The sequence below is a fragment of the Streptomyces sp. JLBJ103 genome (assembly GCF_058215575.1).
The window spans coordinates 7,229,870-7,246,217 of record NZ_CM177089.1 but is presented as its reverse complement, the minus strand read 5'-3'; the positions used below and the strand labels follow the sequence as shown (position 1 = coordinate 7,246,217).

General features: G+C 70.6%; 16 protein-coding genes. 6 read left to right on the top strand and 10 right to left on the bottom strand.

Annotation, left to right across the window (positions count from 1 at the left end; all coding sequences use genetic code 11):
* Window positions 1–519 precede the first annotated feature (519 nt).
* Genes AC4BEG_RS31685 through AC4BEG_RS31660 form a run of 6 tightly spaced genes read left to right on the top strand, consistent with a single transcriptional unit; the run spans window position 520 to window position 6,174 of the window.
* The gene (locus AC4BEG_RS31685; RefSeq protein ID WP_490703094.1) at window positions 520–1,710 is read left to right on the top strand and encodes a M16 family metallopeptidase; all 1,191 of its coding nucleotides are present in this window, start codon (window positions 520–522) and stop codon (window positions 1,708–1,710) included.
* Window positions 1,707–2,525 carry a hypothetical protein gene (locus AC4BEG_RS31680; protein ID WP_490703093.1) on the top strand — a complete coding sequence of 273 codons (819 nt, stop codon included), beginning with the start codon at window positions 1,707–1,709 and terminating at the stop codon, window positions 2,523–2,525. Before AC4BEG_RS31685 ends, AC4BEG_RS31680 begins: the two co-directional genes overlap by 4 nt.
* Window positions 2,522–3,598: a hypothetical protein gene (locus AC4BEG_RS31675; RefSeq protein ID WP_490703092.1), complete on the top strand. Its 1,077-nt coding sequence runs from the start codon at window positions 2,522–2,524 to the stop codon at window positions 3,596–3,598. Before AC4BEG_RS31680 ends, AC4BEG_RS31675 begins: the two co-directional genes overlap by 4 nt.
* Window positions 3,595–4,584, top strand: coding sequence for an ABC transporter ATP-binding protein (locus AC4BEG_RS31670; RefSeq protein ID WP_490703091.1), 990 nt, complete (start codon window positions 3,595–3,597; stop codon window positions 4,582–4,584). Before AC4BEG_RS31675 ends, AC4BEG_RS31670 begins: the two co-directional genes overlap by 4 nt.
* The gene (locus AC4BEG_RS31665; protein ID WP_490703090.1) at window positions 4,581–5,345 is read left to right on the top strand and encodes an ABC transporter permease; all 765 of its coding nucleotides are present in this window, start codon (window positions 4,581–4,583) and stop codon (window positions 5,343–5,345) included. Before AC4BEG_RS31670 ends, AC4BEG_RS31665 begins: the two co-directional genes overlap by 4 nt.
* 25 nt (window positions 5,346–5,370) lie before the next feature.
* Entirely contained in the window at window positions 5,371–6,174 is an 804-nt protein-coding gene (locus AC4BEG_RS31660) for an ABC transporter permease (protein WP_490703089.1), read from the top strand.
* Window positions 6,175–6,277: 103 nt separating this feature from the next.
* Here AC4BEG_RS31660 and AC4BEG_RS31655 read toward each other — a convergent pair whose 3' ends face one another.
* From AC4BEG_RS31655 to AC4BEG_RS31610, 10 genes are all read right to left on the bottom strand, one after another.
* Complete coding sequence (locus AC4BEG_RS31655) at window positions 6,278–7,087, bottom strand: histidinol-phosphatase (RefSeq protein ID WP_490703088.1); 810 nt, start codon at window positions 7,085–7,087, stop codon at window positions 6,278–6,280.
* 4 nt (window positions 7,088–7,091) lie between these two features.
* The gene (locus tag AC4BEG_RS31650) at window positions 7,092–7,880 is read right to left on the bottom strand and encodes an SDR family NAD(P)-dependent oxidoreductase (protein WP_490703087.1); all 789 of its coding nucleotides are present in this window, start codon (window positions 7,878–7,880) and stop codon (window positions 7,092–7,094) included.
* Complete coding sequence (locus AC4BEG_RS31645; protein WP_490703086.1) at window positions 7,877–8,884, bottom strand: hypothetical protein; 1,008 nt, start codon at window positions 8,882–8,884, stop codon at window positions 7,877–7,879. The genes AC4BEG_RS31650 and AC4BEG_RS31645 overlap by 4 nt, the downstream gene beginning before the upstream one ends.
* The gene (locus AC4BEG_RS31640; RefSeq protein ID WP_490703085.1) at window positions 8,878–10,068 is read right to left on the bottom strand and encodes a methionine adenosyltransferase; all 1,191 of its coding nucleotides are present in this window, start codon (window positions 10,066–10,068) and stop codon (window positions 8,878–8,880) included. Before AC4BEG_RS31640 ends, AC4BEG_RS31645 begins: the two co-directional genes overlap by 7 nt.
* A 244-nt stretch (window positions 10,069–10,312) precedes the next feature.
* Window positions 10,313–11,089 (bottom strand): helix-turn-helix domain-containing protein, encoded by a 777-nt coding sequence (locus AC4BEG_RS31635; protein ID WP_490703084.1) that lies wholly within the window; start codon window positions 11,087–11,089, stop codon window positions 10,313–10,315.
* 108 nt (window positions 11,090–11,197) lie between these two features.
* Window positions 11,198–12,511 carry a DegT/DnrJ/EryC1/StrS family aminotransferase gene (locus AC4BEG_RS31630; protein ID WP_490703083.1) on the bottom strand — a complete coding sequence of 438 codons (1,314 nt, stop codon included), beginning with the start codon at window positions 12,509–12,511 and terminating at the stop codon, window positions 11,198–11,200.
* Window positions 12,508–13,035, bottom strand: a complete 528-nt coding sequence (locus AC4BEG_RS31625; RefSeq protein WP_490703082.1) for a P-loop NTPase family protein — start codon at window positions 13,033–13,035, stop codon at window positions 12,508–12,510. Before AC4BEG_RS31625 ends, AC4BEG_RS31630 begins: the two co-directional genes overlap by 4 nt.
* A gap of 58 nt (window positions 13,036–13,093) precedes the next feature.
* A complete protein-coding gene (locus AC4BEG_RS31620; RefSeq protein WP_490703081.1) occupies window positions 13,094–14,068 on the bottom strand; it encodes a phosphoenolpyruvate carboxykinase (ATP) in 975 nt (324 codons plus the stop codon).
* Entirely contained in the window at window positions 14,065–15,099 is a 1,035-nt protein-coding gene (locus AC4BEG_RS31615) for a phosphotransferase enzyme family protein (protein ID WP_490703080.1), read from the bottom strand. The genes AC4BEG_RS31620 and AC4BEG_RS31615 overlap by 4 nt, the downstream gene beginning before the upstream one ends.
* On the bottom strand, window positions 15,092–16,204 hold the full coding sequence (locus AC4BEG_RS31610; protein WP_490703079.1) for an inositol-3-phosphate synthase: 1,113 nt from the start codon (window positions 16,202–16,204) through the stop codon (window positions 15,092–15,094). Before AC4BEG_RS31610 ends, AC4BEG_RS31615 begins: the two co-directional genes overlap by 8 nt.
* Window positions 16,205–16,348 lie beyond the last annotated feature (144 nt).

Here is a 16,348-nt window from a genome sequence, read left to right as displayed (position 1 = left end):
ATTGTGGTCACGTTCACCTCGGGGACGGAGCCGGTCACGGGTTCTCGACATCGCGGCCCGAACTTTTTTTGTTGATCAACGCAGCCATCTCGGCTGAGGGCCGGCCGAGCTCGGCCGGCCGGTGGTCGGGGGCCGCGGAGGCGTCCGCGGGTGACGGCCGAGGCGCGCACAGCCGCCGGGGTCTCGAGGGGGCCGCGGGAGGGGACACCACCCTTCCCGCGGCCCCCGGCAGTGCGTTCGGCAGTGCGTGCCAACTCTTTACTGGCCGTGGTTCCGCTGCGCGGAACGCCGCGCCGCAAATATTCGACCCGCTGGTAGAAAAAATCACGTGTCCGGTTCACCGGACCGGACTGTTCATTCGAACACAAAAGGAGCTCGTTATGACTCGCAACCACGTTTCCCTGCTGCGTCCGCGCCTGGACAAGATCAAGACGAAGTGACGCAAGGGCTGCCGCGGGGAGGCAGCTGCCTCCCCGCGGCAGCCCGCTCAGCTGAGATCCGCCGGCCAAGGAGACGCCCATGACCATCGACCTGCGGCTGCCCGTGATGGCGCTCACCGACGAACGGTTGCAGACCACCAGCTTCTGTCTCGCCGCCGCGCACGGAGCCCGGGACGATCCCGCGACCGGCGGTGGTATCGCGCATCTGCTGGAACACCTGCTGATGTCGGCGCCCGTGACCGACGGCATCTCCTTCTGCGAACACGTCGAGCGCCAGGGCGGCCATGCCAACGCGCAGACCGGGCTGGACACCATCCTGTGCTACGCCCAGGTGCACGCGGACGACGCGGACCTCACCGCCGAACTCCTCCAGCGCACGGTGGGCGACCCGCAGTGGTCCCAGGATCTGCTGGACAGCGAGCGGAACGTGGTGTTGCAGGAGCTCACCGCGGCCGCCGCGGACCCCAGTGATGTGGTGCAGGACGCCTTCCTCGCCGATCTGTTCGGAGACCAGGGCCTCGGCCGACCGGTCGGAGGGATACCCGAGGAACTGGCCGCGCTGAGTCTGGATGAGGTGCGCACCGCCTACCGCGACGGTTTCCTCACCGCCCCCATGACGCTGGTCGTGGTGGGGCCCCGCGTCCCGGAGCCACTGGTCGGCGCGCCGTCGGCCACCGCCGTCGCGGTACCTCCCGCGTCGGCCGTACCTGTCGCCCCCCGCAAAGAGATGCCGCGGTGGCCGCTCGAGGAGGAGTTCTGCTGGGTCTGCTGCGGAGGGCTCGCACCGCGTGCGGGCGACCCGGACAGGCTCTCCTACCGCGTGCTGGCCAAACTGCTCGGCTCCAGCCCGGCGTCGCTGTTCTACCGCGCCGTGCGCAACGAGAACGGCTTGTCCTACGCCTTCCAGGCGTGGAGCCGCGGCTACGCCGACACCGGGGTGTGGCGACTGCTCGCCGGTGTCGAACCCCGTCATGCGGACCAGTTGGTGGGCATCGTCAGGCAACTGCTGGACCAGATGGCCCGTGTCGGGCCGACACCGGCCGAACTGGAGATCGCCCGGCGGCAGGCATGCATGAGCATGGTGCTGGACTGGGAAACACCTCTGGAGCGCGCGAAGCTGGTGGCACAGCGGATCCGCGCGGGGCGACCGGACTGGTCGCTCACGCAGGAGCTCAAGGAACTCGATTCCGTCACCGTCGACGACGTCCGCCGGGCCGCCGGACGGATCGCGGACGATCTGCGCGTCACCGTCCGACCGGAGCCACGATGACGGCCCCGGACCCTGGCTATCTCAAGGCCGCCGACGCCGCGGGTCTGCTGCACACCCTCGACGGTCACCACTACGTCGCCGGAGCGCACACCGATCCGGTCACCGGAGCGCGGCAGACGCTGGTGGAGTACGCCGACCGGGCGCTGATCGAGGACCCCCGCCTGCTGACCCGCCTGCGTGCGCGGGGGGCGGACTCCTCCGTCACCACCGCGATGGTGTTGCGGACACCGGCGGACCTGGAGTTGCCCGAGCCGTGGCGCCGGCAGATGACCTACGTGCAGCTGACCAGTGTGGCTGAGTCCGTGAACGAGGCCGCGGACAAGGCCGCGGACAAGGCCGTGCACGAGGCCGTGCGCGCATCCGACGCGGTGGGGGACGACCTGGTCCGGGAGTGGCTCGTGCGGGCCTTCCGGACCGCCGGCACCCAGACCGGCGCACCCGTCTCCCGGGAGGCCGCCCTGGAGGCCGCGGAGTCGGTGCTTGACCGGCCCGACCGGGTGTCCCTGCTGTACGTCCTGGAGGGGAAACCGATCGGCCACGCCACGCTGCTCAACGACACGGCGGACGAGGTTACCGGTCAGGCATGCGGCGAACTCGTCGATGTCCTGGTCGAACCAGGGCCGGCCCAGCGCGACGCGCTCGCCGCACTGACCGCGGCGGCGGCGCACCGGGCCCAAGCCGCCGGTCTGCCGCTGGTGGGCCACGTGGTCCATGCCGTGGAGGACGAGGAGCGGGACCACGCGAGCCATGTACTGAACTCCCTGGGCCGACGCGGATGGGTGCCCACACACTGCTTCTGGCGGGCGGACTCGTGACACTGCACCTGGACACACTGCGGAGGCTGTACGGCCTCTCCCCCGACGACGGTGTGCGCGCCCTGGTGCGCGGGGCTCGCTCGTTCGCGCAGAGCCACACGGCGCTGGCGATCTCAGCGGCCGCCGCTGCCGGTGTTCCCCTGGGCAGCGGCAGCCGGGACGAACTCCACCGCGCTCGCCTGCGCGCCGCGGGGTACGCCGAACTGTTCGACGCCATGGCCGAGGCGGCCGACGTACGGACGGTCAAGGGCCCCTCGCTGGCCGCGTACTATCCGGAATCGGTGGTGCGCCCCGTCGGTGATCTGGATGTGATTGCCGCATCCGAGGCGGATCTTTGGGCCGCGGCGCGTGTGGTGTGTGCCCGCAGAGACGTGGATACGATCGATCTGTCGCTCATCCCGCACGCCGACCAGGTACACGTACAGCTGGGGCTGCTGTGGCCCACCGACGATCCGATGATGGAGCGGGACCACAACATCGAGATCGGCACACTGCCGTACGCCGGTGATTTCGGCACGGTCCCGGCCATCCCCGAGCTGCCGTCCGATCCACGCCTTGCCGATCTGCTCGCCCTGGCCGAGGAGCGTTTCCAGCGTCCCTACTCCCCCAAGGACATACTGGACGTGTGCTTCCTCCTGGAGCGCACGGATCTGGACCCCGTCGTCACCGCACGGCTCATCGCCGGTCACCGGCGTGCCCCGGAGCTGGTCGAACTGCTGGAGCTGGTCCGACCGCACACCTCCGCGCCTGAGGTCACCGGTCTGCTGGAAGCACTGCGCGAACCGGCCGAACACGAGCGCGCGTTGCGGAAGAACACCCCCGACACCCGCCCCGACCCGCAACCGGTCGATGTCCGCGAACGCCTGGACGCGGGCCTGCCGGTGTACGGCATGGTCTTGCGGCCGGACCCCCCGCAGGACCGCTCCGGCTGGCGGGCGGCGCGCCACGAGGTGGTGGACGGCAGCCATCTGCTGTGCACGCCGATCGGCGACTACCTGCTGGTCGGCGAGGCGACCGTGTCACACGAGAGCTACTCCGCCGCCATGGCGGCACTGACCCGGATCGAGGGATGAGCGACGTGGACGGTGTCGGCACCGCGGAGCCCGCGGTGGAGGTGCGGGGGCTCCTGCGGGTGTATGAGCGTGGCCGGGGCCGGAACGCTCGGCAGATCACCGCACTGGACCGGATCGATCTGACCGTGGCCCGGGGAGAGATACACGGCCTTCTCGGCCCCAACGGCGCGGGCAAGACCACACTGTGCAAGATCCTTTGCACTGTGCTGCTGCCCTCCGCCGGCAGCGCCAGGGTCCTGGGGCACGATGTGGCGACGGACCCGGTGGCGGTCAAGAAGTCGGTGGGGGTGGTCTTCGGCGGTGACCGCGGGCTCTACGGCAGGCTGGACGCGCGTGCCAACCTCAATCTCTGGGGCGCGCTGCACGGCGTGCACGGTGCCGCGCTGCACCGCCAGGTGGACACCTTGCTGGAACGGGTCGGCCTGGCCGATCGCGCGGAGGAGCGGGTGGATGGGTTCTCGCGCGGCATGAAGCAGCGGCTGCACCTCGCGCGGGGCATGGTCGCCGACCCCCAGGTGCTGCTGCTCGACGAACCCACCAGCGGAATGGACCCGGTCGCCGCACACGACTTCCGTTCCCTCGTCGAGCAGTTGCGTCTCGAGGGACGCACGGTATTGCTGACCACCCACGACATGGCCGAGGCCGAGGCGGTGTGCGACCAGGTCACGCTGATGGACAAGGGAACACTGCTGGCAACCGAGCGCCCCAGCGAACTCTCCGCAGGGCTCAGCACTCTTGAATCGGTGGAGGCGGAGGACGTACCGGAGAGTGCCGTCCGCGAGATCTCCGAACTGTCCGGGGTGGCCGCCGTGAAGAGACTGCCCGCGGGACGGCTGCGGGTGGACACCGAATCGTCCGATGTCACCCGACAGGTGCTCCAGGTGCTGGTGAATGCCGGAGTCACCTCCCTGGGCACGGTGCGGCCCAGTCTCGAGGACGTGTATCTGCACTACATCGGGCGACGCGGGATGGCGGTGCGCTCATGAGGGTTTTCACCGCGGCGTTCCGGTTCCAGCTGGCGCTGGCCCGTCGCAAACCGGACACCGTGCATGTCCTGGTCACGGCACCGCTGTTCACGCTGGTCTTCGTCTCCATCGGAGTGCATGCGCACCGGCCTGATTTCACGGCGTCCGCGGTGCTCGCGCCCGTTCTGATGTCGCTGTGGTCACTGGCCCTGCTCACCGCCGGCGACCTGATCAGTCAGGACCGCAACCGTGGAACGCTGGAGGCGATCGTGGCGACTCCGGCCCGGTTCGCCACCGTGGTGCTGGGCAGGCTGACCGCGGTCGCCTCGGTCGCCCTGGTCTGTTTCGCCGAATCGTGGCTGGTGGCGTGGGCGTGTTTCGGGGTGGTGCTGACCATCGCGCATCCGCTGGTGTTCGTGTCGTGTCTGGTGTGTTCGTCGCTGGCCATGGCGGGCACGGCGAGCCTGCTCTCCGCGGCGTTCGTCCTGATGCCCTCAGCCCGCGTGCTCCAGAACACCCTGACCTATCCGTTCTATTTGCTGGGCGGGCTGCTGGTGCCGGTGGCCGATCTGCCCGGCTGGCTGCGTCCGCTGAGCCGCCTGGTGTTCCTGTCCTGGAGCTCGGATCTGCTGCGTGCCTCGGTTTCCGGTCCGGCCGGACACTGGTGGACGGGTCTGGCCGCCATCGTCGGACTGGGCATGGCGGGTGCGGTATCGGGAGCACTGCTGATCGGCGCGATCCTGCGCAGAGTCAGGCGCACCGGCACGCTTGCGCTGACATGAACCTCACCACCGACGAGGAGCCTCGTTGTCCGCATTGACCTCGTCCTTCCATGTGGTCCGCTACAGCGCCGCCAACGCGGTGGCCGACTTCCGCGCCACCTACACATGGCGGAGCTGGACCTTCGGCTGGCTGGGCCGGATGCTGGCTCAGGTCACCTTCTTCGCCACCATGGGCCTGGCTCTCCACTCGTCCGCCTCGGCTCACTATCTGGTCGTCGGCAATTCCGTGATGACCTGCGTGGTGGAGGCGATGACGGTCGTCACCTCCAGTGCCTGGGAGCGCCGACAGGGAACGTTGCCGCTGCTGGCGGCCTCGCCCGCCCGGCTCATCTGGGTGTTCTTCGGCCGGAGCCTCCAGTGGCCGGTCAGCGGGACGGTCACCTCCCTGGTGGCGCTCCTGGGTCTGGGCCCGCTGTTCGGTGTCACCTGGTCACCGGGGCAGGTGCCGGTGCTGGTCGGGCTCGTCCTGCTCACCGCCGTGTCCACCTACTGCGTAGGGCTGTTCCTGGCGGCGTTCGTGCTGTCCGCGTCCAACGCGCGGAACATCGTGTCCAACGTCGGTTACCTGGTGATGATGGCGATCTGCGGTGTGCAGGTGCCGGTGTCGTTCTGGCCCGACTGGGTGGGCGTGCTGGCGCAATCCCTGCCCCTCACCCACACGCTGGCCGGGGTCCGGGGGGTGGCCGCTCATGCCGGTGCGGGTGAGGTCGCCCTGCGCGCGGGCTGGGCGGTGCTGGCCGGCGCGTGCTGGCTGGGCGCGGCCGCGTTCGCGTTCACCAGGTTGCAGATACACGCCAGGAAGAACGGCCACTTCTCGTTCACCGAGTGAGTCGACTGCCTGCCGAGTGGTTCAAAGCCGCGCCACGCCCGGACGCGCGGGCGCCCCGGCCGGCCGGGGGTACGAGCCCGGACCGGCGGGCTGCGCCGGGGCGTCAGGCCAGTGAGAGGGTGCGGGGCGTACCGCGGCGGAACACCGTCCAGGTGCGGAACCCGATGTCGTGCAGTACCCGGACCACCTCCGGGTACTGGTCGCAGATCCGCTCGGGGACATGCGCGTCGGAGGCGAAGGTGATGGGCACTCCGAAGTGGTGTGCGCGCTCGAGGAGGTCGTGTTCGGGGTACCAGCCGCCGCACATCTTGGTGTTGCCGGAGGTGTTGATCTCCATCACGGCGCCGGAGTCGCGGATCGCCCGGAGCATCTCGTCCGCCGCGGCGGGCGCCGGGACGGCCCCGAGCTTCGGGTGGTTGCCCTTGAGTGCGTCCACATGCCCCATGACCTGGAAGAGCCCGGAGCGGGCACACTCCGCGATGGCGCGGAAGTACCGTCCTTTGACCGCGGCCAGTTCGCCGTCCTCGATGTTCTCCCAGCGGGTGGTGTCGAAGATGTCACGGCCCTCGAACATGTGGACCGAGCCGATCACATAGTCCAGCGGGTACCTGCCCAGCGCCTTCGAGTAGGGGTCCATTCGGCCCTGGAAGAAGTCCGCCTCGGTGGAGACCAGGATCTCGATGCTGTGGGCGAACTCCTCCTTGAGGGCGAGCGCTTCGGCGATGTAGGAGGGAAACTCCGACTTGGGCATCGCCACCGGGGGCAGCGCCTGGTCGGCTTCTTCGGCGAACATGGGGGTGTGGTCGGACAGGCCGAGGACCTTGACCCCCTTGTCCAGAGCGGCGGTGACGTAGTCGCGCAGCGAACCGGTGGCGTGTCCGCACCGGTTGTGGTGGGTGTGAAGGTCGATCACCGGCTCACACCGCCAGGTATCCGCCGTCGACGGGCAGGTCCGTTCCCGTGATGAAGCTCGCCTCGGAGGAGAGCAGGAAGGCGATCGGTGCCGCGATCTCCTCGGGGTCGGCGAAGCGCTTCAGCAGGAACTTTCCGCCGTGTTCGGGAGCGGCCTCGGCCGTAGCCCGGTCAAGGCCCAGTGCTTCGCGGTGGAATCGCTCGTTGTTGGCGTTCCACACGGTGCCCGGACTGACCGAGTTGACGCGGATCCCGCGCGGGGCGAGTTCCTCGGCCGTGCACCGGGTGAAACCGAGCACGGCGGCCTTTCCGGTGTTGTAGGTCAGATAGCCGCTCTGTGAGATGTGCGCCGAGATCGACGCCATGTTCACGATGGCCGCGTCGGCCTCGCGCTCCGGGAGACCCGCCACGAACTCACGGGTGACCAGGGAGAGTCCGATGATGGTCGGGTCGAGGGCGGCATGCCATTCCGCCGCGGTCGCCTCCAGACCCTTGAAGACGAATCCGGCGGCGAGGTTGACCAGGAGCGTCGGCCGCTGCCAGCCCTCCGGGAGTCCGTCGAAGGCCGCCGTCACCGCCCCGGCGTCCATCACGTCGCCGACCGCCAGATGGACCTGGTGTCCCTGGGCGGTCCAGGTCGCGACGGAGGCCCGGCCGTGCTCCTCGCTCTTGTCGAAGACCAGTACCCGGCAGCCCTCGGAGCACAGGCGCTCCACGACCGCCGCACCGATGCCCTGTGCTCCGCCGGTGACCATCGCGGTGCGTCCGGCGAGTCCACGTTCCCGGCTCCTCATACTGCCCACTCCTTAGCGGTGGTGACCCAGTGTCCGACGAGGCGGACAACTTCTTCGCGGTCCAGGTTCTCGGTCGCGCCGTGCGGGGCCAGCGTCCGCCCCGTGCCGTCGGTGAGGTCCCGGTCGGCGGCCAGCGCGGCCACGTCGCCCAGGTTCACACCGGCACCCGCCAGGGACCGGCCCAGGGGGGTGCTGTCCAGGCCGTCCCCGTCCCGGGCGGAGAAGTACCGCCAGTTCTGGAACATTCCTTCCAGATGGCCCGCCGACAGGTGCACGGCGTTGCGTCCCTCCGACACGGCGATGCCGTGCTCGCGTGCCACGGCGCCCAGGGTGCCGCGCAGTGAGCCGGGGTGGGCCCGCAACGGGTGCAACTCGCCGAGAACATGGGCGCGCAGCTCCGCCACGGAGCGTTCGCTGTGACACTCCAGCAGGCCGACCAGGGAGGCCGGGGCGCGGTAGCCCTCGCTCAGGGCTGGCAGGAAGCCGTTGAGGACCGTCACCGGCCGGCCGTTCACCTCGGTGACCGAGGCGTACGAACCCGAACCCAGCTTGTGGATGCCCGCGTCCCGGCAGCGTTCTTCCAGCGCGCGTGGGGACAGGCCCCCGTGGGCCATGGCCTCGTAGGCCGCGAGGACCTGGGCCACGTCCGTGCGCTCCCGCAGGGCGTCGAGTGCGCCGCGGGCGTCGGGGGTCAGGGCGGCGGATCCGTCCGCGGCCACCCGGTGCAGTCGGGGGTAGTGCAGGAACAGGTCGCCGCGGGCGGCGAAGTCCGCCGCCGGGACCACCGCGCAGCGAAGGACGGCCACATCCTGGCGGCCGAGTGCCCCGACCGCCTCCGCCAGAGTGGCGGCCGCGTGCGGGGCGTTCATGACCTCGGGCTTGACGAGGACCGCGACATGACTGCCGGTCCCGGGGACCGGTGTGTCCGGTCTGCCGCTGTCGGCGCGGCTCCGGGTGTCCAGCGCCTCGGCCGACAGGGAGCGGGCCCGCTCCGGGGTCACCACAGCGTGACACCCGACTCGATGAGTTCCGCCGTCAGGTCGCCGGAGCTTGCGACCGTTTGCTCCACCAGCTCCCGCAGCGCGGCCTCGTCCGCGTCGGGGGAGGTCACGACCACCTCGTCGGGGCGCTCCAGCGGAGCCTCCTTGGAGGTGAAGATATGCACCTGGGAGGGGCCGCCGAACCGCTCGTGGACCCGTCGGGCCAGTCGCATGGCCATCACGTTGTAGATCTTGCCGGTGTGGTCGAGCGGATTCTTGCCAGCGGGAGCCTCGATGCTCATCGGGCGCATCGGGGTGATGAGACCGTTGACGCGGTTGCCTCGGCCGACGACGCCCACGTCGCCGGTGTCGGCCACCGAGCCGATCGCGGTGAGGTACGGACGGCCGTTGCGGTCGGTGGCGTTCATGAGCATGCGGCAGTCCTGGATGCCGAGCGAGGCGACATACGCCTCCAGCTCCTGCTGGATGACCGCCTTGCGGGCCCAGTACTGGTCCATCGACTCGATACCGGCCGCGAGGAAGGGCATGTTGACCACGAGGCTGAACGCGTCCTGGCGGCGGCTGCCGAAGACCTTGACGTCCCAGCCGGTGTCGGCGTGGCGCTTCTTGAAGTCGGCGCCGTTGATGAGGTTCTCCAGGCCGAGAACCACGCTCTCCAGGCGGGACAGCGGAGCGTATCCGTGCAGCAGGTTGGTGTCGTTGGAGACGAGTCCGGCGGCGCCCAGCGGCACCAAGTCCTCCGGGGAGGACGGCTGGTAGCGGGAGACACCGCGGCCCGAGCCCTGGTGGTCGACGATGCCCAGCTCGATCACCAGGTGTTGTTCCGGCCGGAAGCCGGTGGTGACCTCGGAGAGGACGTCGGCGGCGGCGCGGAACATGATGTCGTGCACCGGGATCTCGGTGGAGCCGACGCGGTAGGCGCCCTTGCCGAACACCTTGACGCGGTACGGGGAGGTGATCTCACCCCGGCCGAAGTCGATGTCCGCGCCGCCGCCGTAGAGCGTGACCTTGTCGAACCAGTGGTGGGCGACGCCGCCGAACTCCTTCAGGCAGTACTGGGAGTAGTAGCGGGACATGCGCTCCGCCATGGCGTCGCACATGGTGTCAGGGTGGCCCACCCCCTTGCGCTCGACGAGTTCGTAGGGAAGGTCCTCGACGGTGCGGGAGTCGCGTTCGATCGACAGCATGGCCATCTCTTCCTGTCCTGCTCCGGCGTACGCCGGCGGCTCCTGGTCTACGGCGGCCGCGCGTCCTCACGCGCCGCACGAGAGGGGTGACGGGGTGGTGGAACAACAGGCCCGCCAGAAACGTGGGGTGACATCGAAGGGGCCCGCCCGACGACCCGTGGGACCCGGCGCTCCGCGGACCGGGTCAGCCTGTCAAGCGCCCGGGGCCCGGTTCAACGGACGTTCCGGCAGCCGGAACACTGCCTCAGGACGCCGTGACCAGCTCGGGATCGCGCTGCATGGCACGGGAGACCGCGGCGCACGCGGTCTTCAGGTGTGCGGCGACCATGGCCACTTCGAGCCGGGCCCGCGGCCCCGCGACGGCCAGTGCCCCGGCGGCCGCCCCGGACGCCGTCAGCACCGGGGCGGCGACACCGACCGCGCCGGACGCGCCGCGGACGGCCGCGAAGCCCTGGTGCCGCACCCGGGCCGTCTCGGCCCCCGGGGTGGCCGCGTGCCCGCGCACCACCGTCTCGTCCTCGGCCCCGAAGGCGTGGAAGATCCTGTTCGCGGCCCGGTCGGAGGCCCGCATCTCCTCCATGGCGAGTCCGTGACCGAGCCCGTGACCGAGCCCGTGACCGGGTCCGTGACCGGGTCCGTGACCGGGTCCGTGGGTACGCCGTACGGTGTCCACCAGGACGGCGGCCGGCCCGGTGGGGTCGGCGATGAAGACGAACGCGCTGCCACGGGTGATGCCGTGCAGCTGCTTCGCGTAGGGGACGGCGATGTTGCGGAGCATCAGCTGCCGGGGGACCCGGGCGCCCAGCATGAACAGGCCCATGCCGAGCCTGAGTCCCCGCTCGCCGCGCTCCAGCATGCCTTCCTTGACCAGCTCGGCGATGATGCGGTGGGCCGTCGCCTTGGGCATCTCGGCCCGCCGGGCGATCTCGGATAACGGCAGCTCCGGCTCACCCGGCCGGAAGGAGCGGAGGACACACAGACCGCGCGCGAGCATGGAACGGGAGCTGTTCTCGACGGACATGACGACTTCCTCCGTGTCAGGGCGGTGCAGGAGCAGTGATGCGGTGGCGGCGCGGGACGCCGATCGGCCCCGCCACGGCGCCCGGGACCGTGGTGGTGCGGAGGCCGGTCAGTGCTGTGCGGTGCGGGCGGGGTCCTGGACGGGGAGGGCACCGGCGGCGTACCGGTCGCGCAATTTCCCGGCGTTGTCCACGACCTTGCGGATGCCTTCGGCCCAGGCGTCCATCAGGTCGCCCCGCTCCTCGGAGTACACGGGCAGCCGCAGCACACGGGAGAGGTAGGCGTCGACACCCGGGAACTCGTCGCCCCGGTAGCGGCGGTAGGCGTTGTCCCCGGGGTGGTATGTGCCAGGGTGCCAGGACGCGCTGCGGAAGGCGACCTCGCGGTGCAGTGGGGGCGAGGCCGGCCGGGTCAGCGGGACGCCCTCGGCCCTGGCGGCGACCGTGAAGACGTCGATGGGGAGGCCGCCGAGCTCCTCGGCTGCGTAGAGGGGCTGGTAGCTCACATAGTGGGCGACGCGGTCCACATGCGTCTGCCGCACCGGAGGGGTGATACCCGGGATGTCCCTCAGGAGGGCGCCGAGCCGGTCGTAGTTCTTTTCCCGGCCTTCCAGCACGGTGTCGAGCCGGGAGAGGGCACCCCGGGCGAGGGCCGCACCGACCGGGTGGATGCGGTAGTTGAGGCCGAAGCCCGTCCGGCCGTAGGCACGGTACTCCTCGCTGGTGACGTCCTCCTCGCCGCGGTCGATGCAGTGGCCGAGCATCACCGCGCGCTCGTAGATCCTGCGGTCGTCGGTGACCAGGATGCCGCCCTCGCCCGCCGGGACCTGCTTCTTGGCCTGGAGGCTGAAGGCGGCGACATCGCCGTGGCGGCCGACCGGGCGGCCCGAGCACTCGGCGCCGTGGGCCTGGGAACAGTCCTCCACCACCGCGAGGCCGTGCTCACACGCGAAGTCGGTGATGCGCTCCATGTCGGCGGGGAAGCCCATGAGGTGGGTGACCACGACGGCCCTGGTGCGGGGTGTGAGGTGGGCGGCCAGCCCGTCGGGGTCCAGGATGCCGGTGTCGGGGTCCACGTCGGCCAGGACCGGCACACCGTTGCAGGCGAAGACCGGCATGGCGGTGGCGAGGAAGGTGTAGGCCGGGGCGATGACCTCGTCGCCGGGCCGCAGATCGAGGCCGAAGAAGGCCGAATGCAGGGCGGAGGTACCGGAGTTGACCGCGAGGGCGTGGGCCACTCCGAGGCGCTGGCGGTAGCCGTCCTCCAGGACCCGCACCTCGCCCTCGCTGCCGTCGTAGGAGATCTCGCCGCGCCGCAGCAGCGCGGTCACCGCCTCCATGTCCTCCTCGGTGATGTGCGGCCACACGGGCCGGTCGGCGGGGGTCAGCAGGGGCTCCCCGCCGAGGAGCGCGAGTCGCGTCATACCCGTTCCTTCCTGAGTAGGTCCTGGATGTCGTGCGAGGTCCGCAACCGCAGGCAGGGGACGGAACGCGCCCGCATACGCGCGCACAGGGCGGTGTTGGTGCGCCGGACCACGGGAAACTCCCGGTGGGCCCACAGCACGAGCCCTGCGGCGCTGCCGGGGCGTTCACGGTTGCCGTTCCACAGCTCCTCCCGCGTCCGCAGCCGTCGCAGGGTGCGGCGCAGCAGCCGGACGGTGGTCACGGAGCGACGCGGGTCGACCCAGACGACGGTGTCGGCGAGCTCCTCCAGCACCGGGTGGGCCGAGGCGTACTGGCCGTCGGCGATCCAGTGGTCGGTACGGTCCAGGGCGGCGATGTCGGCGAGGAACTCGTCCTCGGGGCGCCGCTGCCAGCCCGGTGCCCAGAACATCGCGTCCAGCTCGTAGTGGGGCAGGCCCCGGGCCTCGGCGAGAGCGCGGGCCACCGTGCTCTTGCCCGCGCCCGACGGGCCGACCACCCACACCCTGCTGCCGATCAGCGCCACGGCCGCACACCCTTACCGGCGGCGGGGGCGGTCCCGGCACGGTCCCCCGGGGACGTGCTCACGCTCCCAGCCTTTCGAGAGGTGCGGGGGTGTGCCCGGCCAGGAGCCCGGTCAGTGCGCGGGTTCCGTCGTGCAGGGCGGAGAACCGCTGCCGCAGTTCGAAGGCGGGCACCTCCGCCGCGAGACGGGCGAGGAGGCCCCGCCGGTCGGAGGGCGTGACGGAGTCGAAGAACGGCGGCAGGAAGTCGACGTGCTTGACCGGGGTGGGCAACTCGTTGGCCACCAACCGGTCCAGGGTCTCGTCCGGGCCGAGGGGCAGCACTGCGGGCTCGGTGTGGAACCGTGGGAAGACCAGGATTCCCACCCGCGCCTCGGCCAGCAACGGTCGACCGCCCACGGCGTCGCGCACCTCCGACGGGTGGAGCACACGGTTGGTGTCCCCGGGCAGGCCGACGGCGGCGAAGGTGTCGCCCCGGACGGACACCCGTCGCGGCCAGCCGCGTCCGGTCCATTGGCTGTCCGCGTGGACGGAGACGTCGTCGTTGCCGACGAAACGGAGCCCCGACCGCAGGGCGGACAGGACAGTGGAGGTCTTGCCCGCCCGTTTCGCGCCGAGGAGGAGTGCACCGGACCCGCCATGGGCGACCATTCCCGCGTGCAGGAAGACCTCCGGGTCCGCCGTGTGCATCAGTCTCAGCAGGATGCGGGTGAAGCGGACGAAGTTGTGGCGCAGGAAGTCGTGCGGCATCGCCGGGTCGAACAGCAGCTCCCGGGCCGTTCCGTCGTACCAGAGCCGGGTGAGGGGTTCGGTGGCGCTGGTGATCAACGCCTCCTCCCCCGTCGGACGCTTCCCGTCCGCGATCCCGATCCGCCAGCGGGCTTCCGGCGCCTCGGGGAACCGCTCGGGCAACCCCTCGGGCGCGGGAGCGACGGTCACATACGGGGCGAGCAGCTCACGAACGTACGCGGCGGTGTCAGGACTCACGTCCAGCGCCACCGCGTGCCGGGGAGTGCGGCACACGTACCGGGTCATCGCCCTGCCCCCCGCGCGGCCGTGGCGATGACGTCCGAGAGGATGCCGCGCACCGATCGGGCGCCCTCGGCCCGCCAGCCCATGTACCACTCCAAGTGACCCGGGGTGTGCCGGGTGACCTGCCGGAGGTAGTCGGGCGACGGGACGAAGTTCAGCTCCAGGACGGGTATCAGGGAGTCGAGTTCGTCCGGCACGAGCGGCTGGCGGGCCGTCGAGGCGTCGAGTACGGCACGGGCCCGGTCGGGCAGGATCTGGAAGCTGCCGCGGGTCCGCCGGGGCAGGAACAGCAGCCCCCTGGCGATGTCGTAGACGCGGGAGCGCAGTTGCAGCGCGTCCCAGTCGAGAACGCAGGCCAGCTCCCCGCTGTCGGAGTACAGCAGGTTGGAACCGGCGACCTCGCCGTGGGTGAGGACCTCGGGAAGGTCGGCGTACCCGGCGAGTTCGGTCCGGGCCCGGGACAGCACCGCGGAGAAGGCGCGCCGGGCGTCGGCGCGCACGGCGGCGCTGACGTACGGGGCGGCGATCTCGTCCACCTCGTCCAGCACCTCGTGCGGGGGCCGCTCGGTGGCGAGCCAGAACTCCAGATTGCGGGTGGAGCAGTGACCGTCCGCGGGCAGTCCCTCGACCGGGACGCGGTGCAGCGCCGACAGGAAGGTGCCGACCTGTTCGATATCGCCCGGCCGGGCGGAGTCGAAGGGCCTGCCCTGCCGCCAGGGCCGCAGTTGCCAGACGGAGCCGTCGTGGACCACCGAACCGGCTCCGGTGGCCGTCGGCAGCGGCGGCGCGATGGGGATCCCGGCGGCGGCGATCCGGGGCAGAGCCGCTTCCTCGAAGGCGAGCCACTGCGGAGCGGTGTCCCGCCCCAATCGCTTCAGCACGTACTGCCCGTCCGATGTCTTCACGCGCCAGAGGCGGTTGACGCTCTCCCGGTCGAGGGACCACGTCTTGTGGGCGCCGAGGCCGTACTCCCGGGTGAGGACATGGGCGACAGTGGTGTTGTGTCCGGGCAGCCAGGTGGCGGTGTCAGGCACTCCGCTCCACCGCCTGATGGGCGTGGTGCTCCGCCGACTTGCGCACGAACGCCTGGAAGTCGTGCAGCGCCTCGGACTCCCTGGCACCTGTCTTGGGGCTCTTGAAGAGGAAGGCGCAGACCGGGTCGATGACACCGACCATGCCCTGCCGGGCGGCGCTGTGCGCGGCGCGGACGGCGTTGGCCAGCACGGCGGCGGCGTTGGGGCTGTCCTCGACCTCGAGGCGTATCTCCATGTGCACGGGGGCGCCGATGATGCTCTCGCCCTCGATGCGCAGGAAGCACACCTTGCGGTCGCCGAGGTGCTTGACGAAGCCGTTGGGTCCCGCGGCGACCTCGCGGGAGTCGATACCGGCGTTGGCGAGGGCCTTGCGCTTGGAGACCTGCTTCGAGCGGGACCTGGCCGGGTCGGAGAGGTTCAGGAAGTCGGTGTTGCCGCCGACGTTCAGCTGGTAGTTGTCCTTCACTTCGACACCACGGCTTTGGAACAACTCGATCAGGGCGGTGTGCAACGTGGTGGCCCCGAGGTGACTGCGCAGGTCGTCGCCGAGGAGCGCGGCACCGCGCTCGGCGAACAGGGCGGCCAGCTCGGGGTCGTTGGCGACCGGCTCGGGGGTGGCGTTGACGAAGCCCGCCCCCGCCTCGGCGGCTGCTCTGGCATACGTGGCGACGGCCTCGGTGGACCCGGTGGGCAGCAGACAGACCATGACATCGGGCCGCGCATCGGCCAGGGCGGCCGCCAGGGACGCCGGAGAGGCGTGGGCGACATCGGCGTGGGTGCCGACGGCATCGCCGAGCGCGCCGTCGAGGCCGTCGAGCAGCGGGCCGGCCTGGACCTTGACGCCCAGGTGCGGCACATCCACGTGGCGGACGGCGGCGGTGCGGCCGGCGTACACGGCTTCGGATAAGTCCCGGCCGACCTTCACGCTGTCGACGTCGAAGGCCGCGACGAATTCCACGTCGCCGAGACGGTGACCACCGATGTATTCGTGCATCACACCGTTGGCGGGGCCGGGCTGTTCCCGGTCCAGGGCCACGGACTGGACGAAACTGGAGGCGCAGGAACCGACGCCGACCAGTGCAACCCTGATCGCGTTGCTACTCAAAGGTTTCCCTCCGGATGTTTGCCTGACGGCCAATGCACGGTTGCTCTCGCCGCGTTGAGGCATCTCACGCAGCCGGGACCGAGAAACAGCCGGCCGTTCTCATCATGTTTATCCACCGGAGCAATCGTGTCACGGGCGTAACCG

What these genes read in the sequence shown, in the direction of transcription:
- AC4BEG_RS31620 (WP_490703081.1), bottom strand. Translation starts at nt 14,068, where the DNA reads ATGACCCGGTACGTGTGCCGCACTCCCCGGCACGCGGTGGCGCTGGAC.
- AC4BEG_RS31640 (WP_490703085.1), bottom strand. Translation starts at nt 10,068, where the DNA reads ATGCTGTCGATCGAACGCGACTCCCGCACCGTCGAGGACCTTCCCTAC.
- AC4BEG_RS31685 (WP_490703094.1), top strand. Translation starts at nt 520, where the DNA reads ATGACCATCGACCTGCGGCTGCCCGTGATGGCGCTCACCGACGAACGG.
- AC4BEG_RS31630 (WP_490703083.1), bottom strand. Translation starts at nt 12,511, where the DNA reads ATGACGCGACTCGCGCTCCTCGGCGGGGAGCCCCTGCTGACCCCCGCC.
- AC4BEG_RS31635 (WP_490703084.1), bottom strand. Translation starts at nt 11,089, where the DNA reads ATGTCCGTCGAGAACAGCTCCCGTTCCATGCTCGCGCGCGGTCTGTGT.
- AC4BEG_RS31680 (WP_490703093.1), top strand. Translation starts at nt 1,707, where the DNA reads ATGACGGCCCCGGACCCTGGCTATCTCAAGGCCGCCGACGCCGCGGGT.
- AC4BEG_RS31665 (WP_490703090.1), top strand. Translation starts at nt 4,581, where the DNA reads ATGAGGGTTTTCACCGCGGCGTTCCGGTTCCAGCTGGCGCTGGCCCGT.
- AC4BEG_RS31670 (WP_490703091.1), top strand. Translation starts at nt 3,595, where the DNA reads ATGAGCGACGTGGACGGTGTCGGCACCGCGGAGCCCGCGGTGGAGGTG.
- AC4BEG_RS31650 (WP_490703087.1), bottom strand. Translation starts at nt 7,880, where the DNA reads ATGAGGAGCCGGGAACGTGGACTCGCCGGACGCACCGCGATGGTCACC.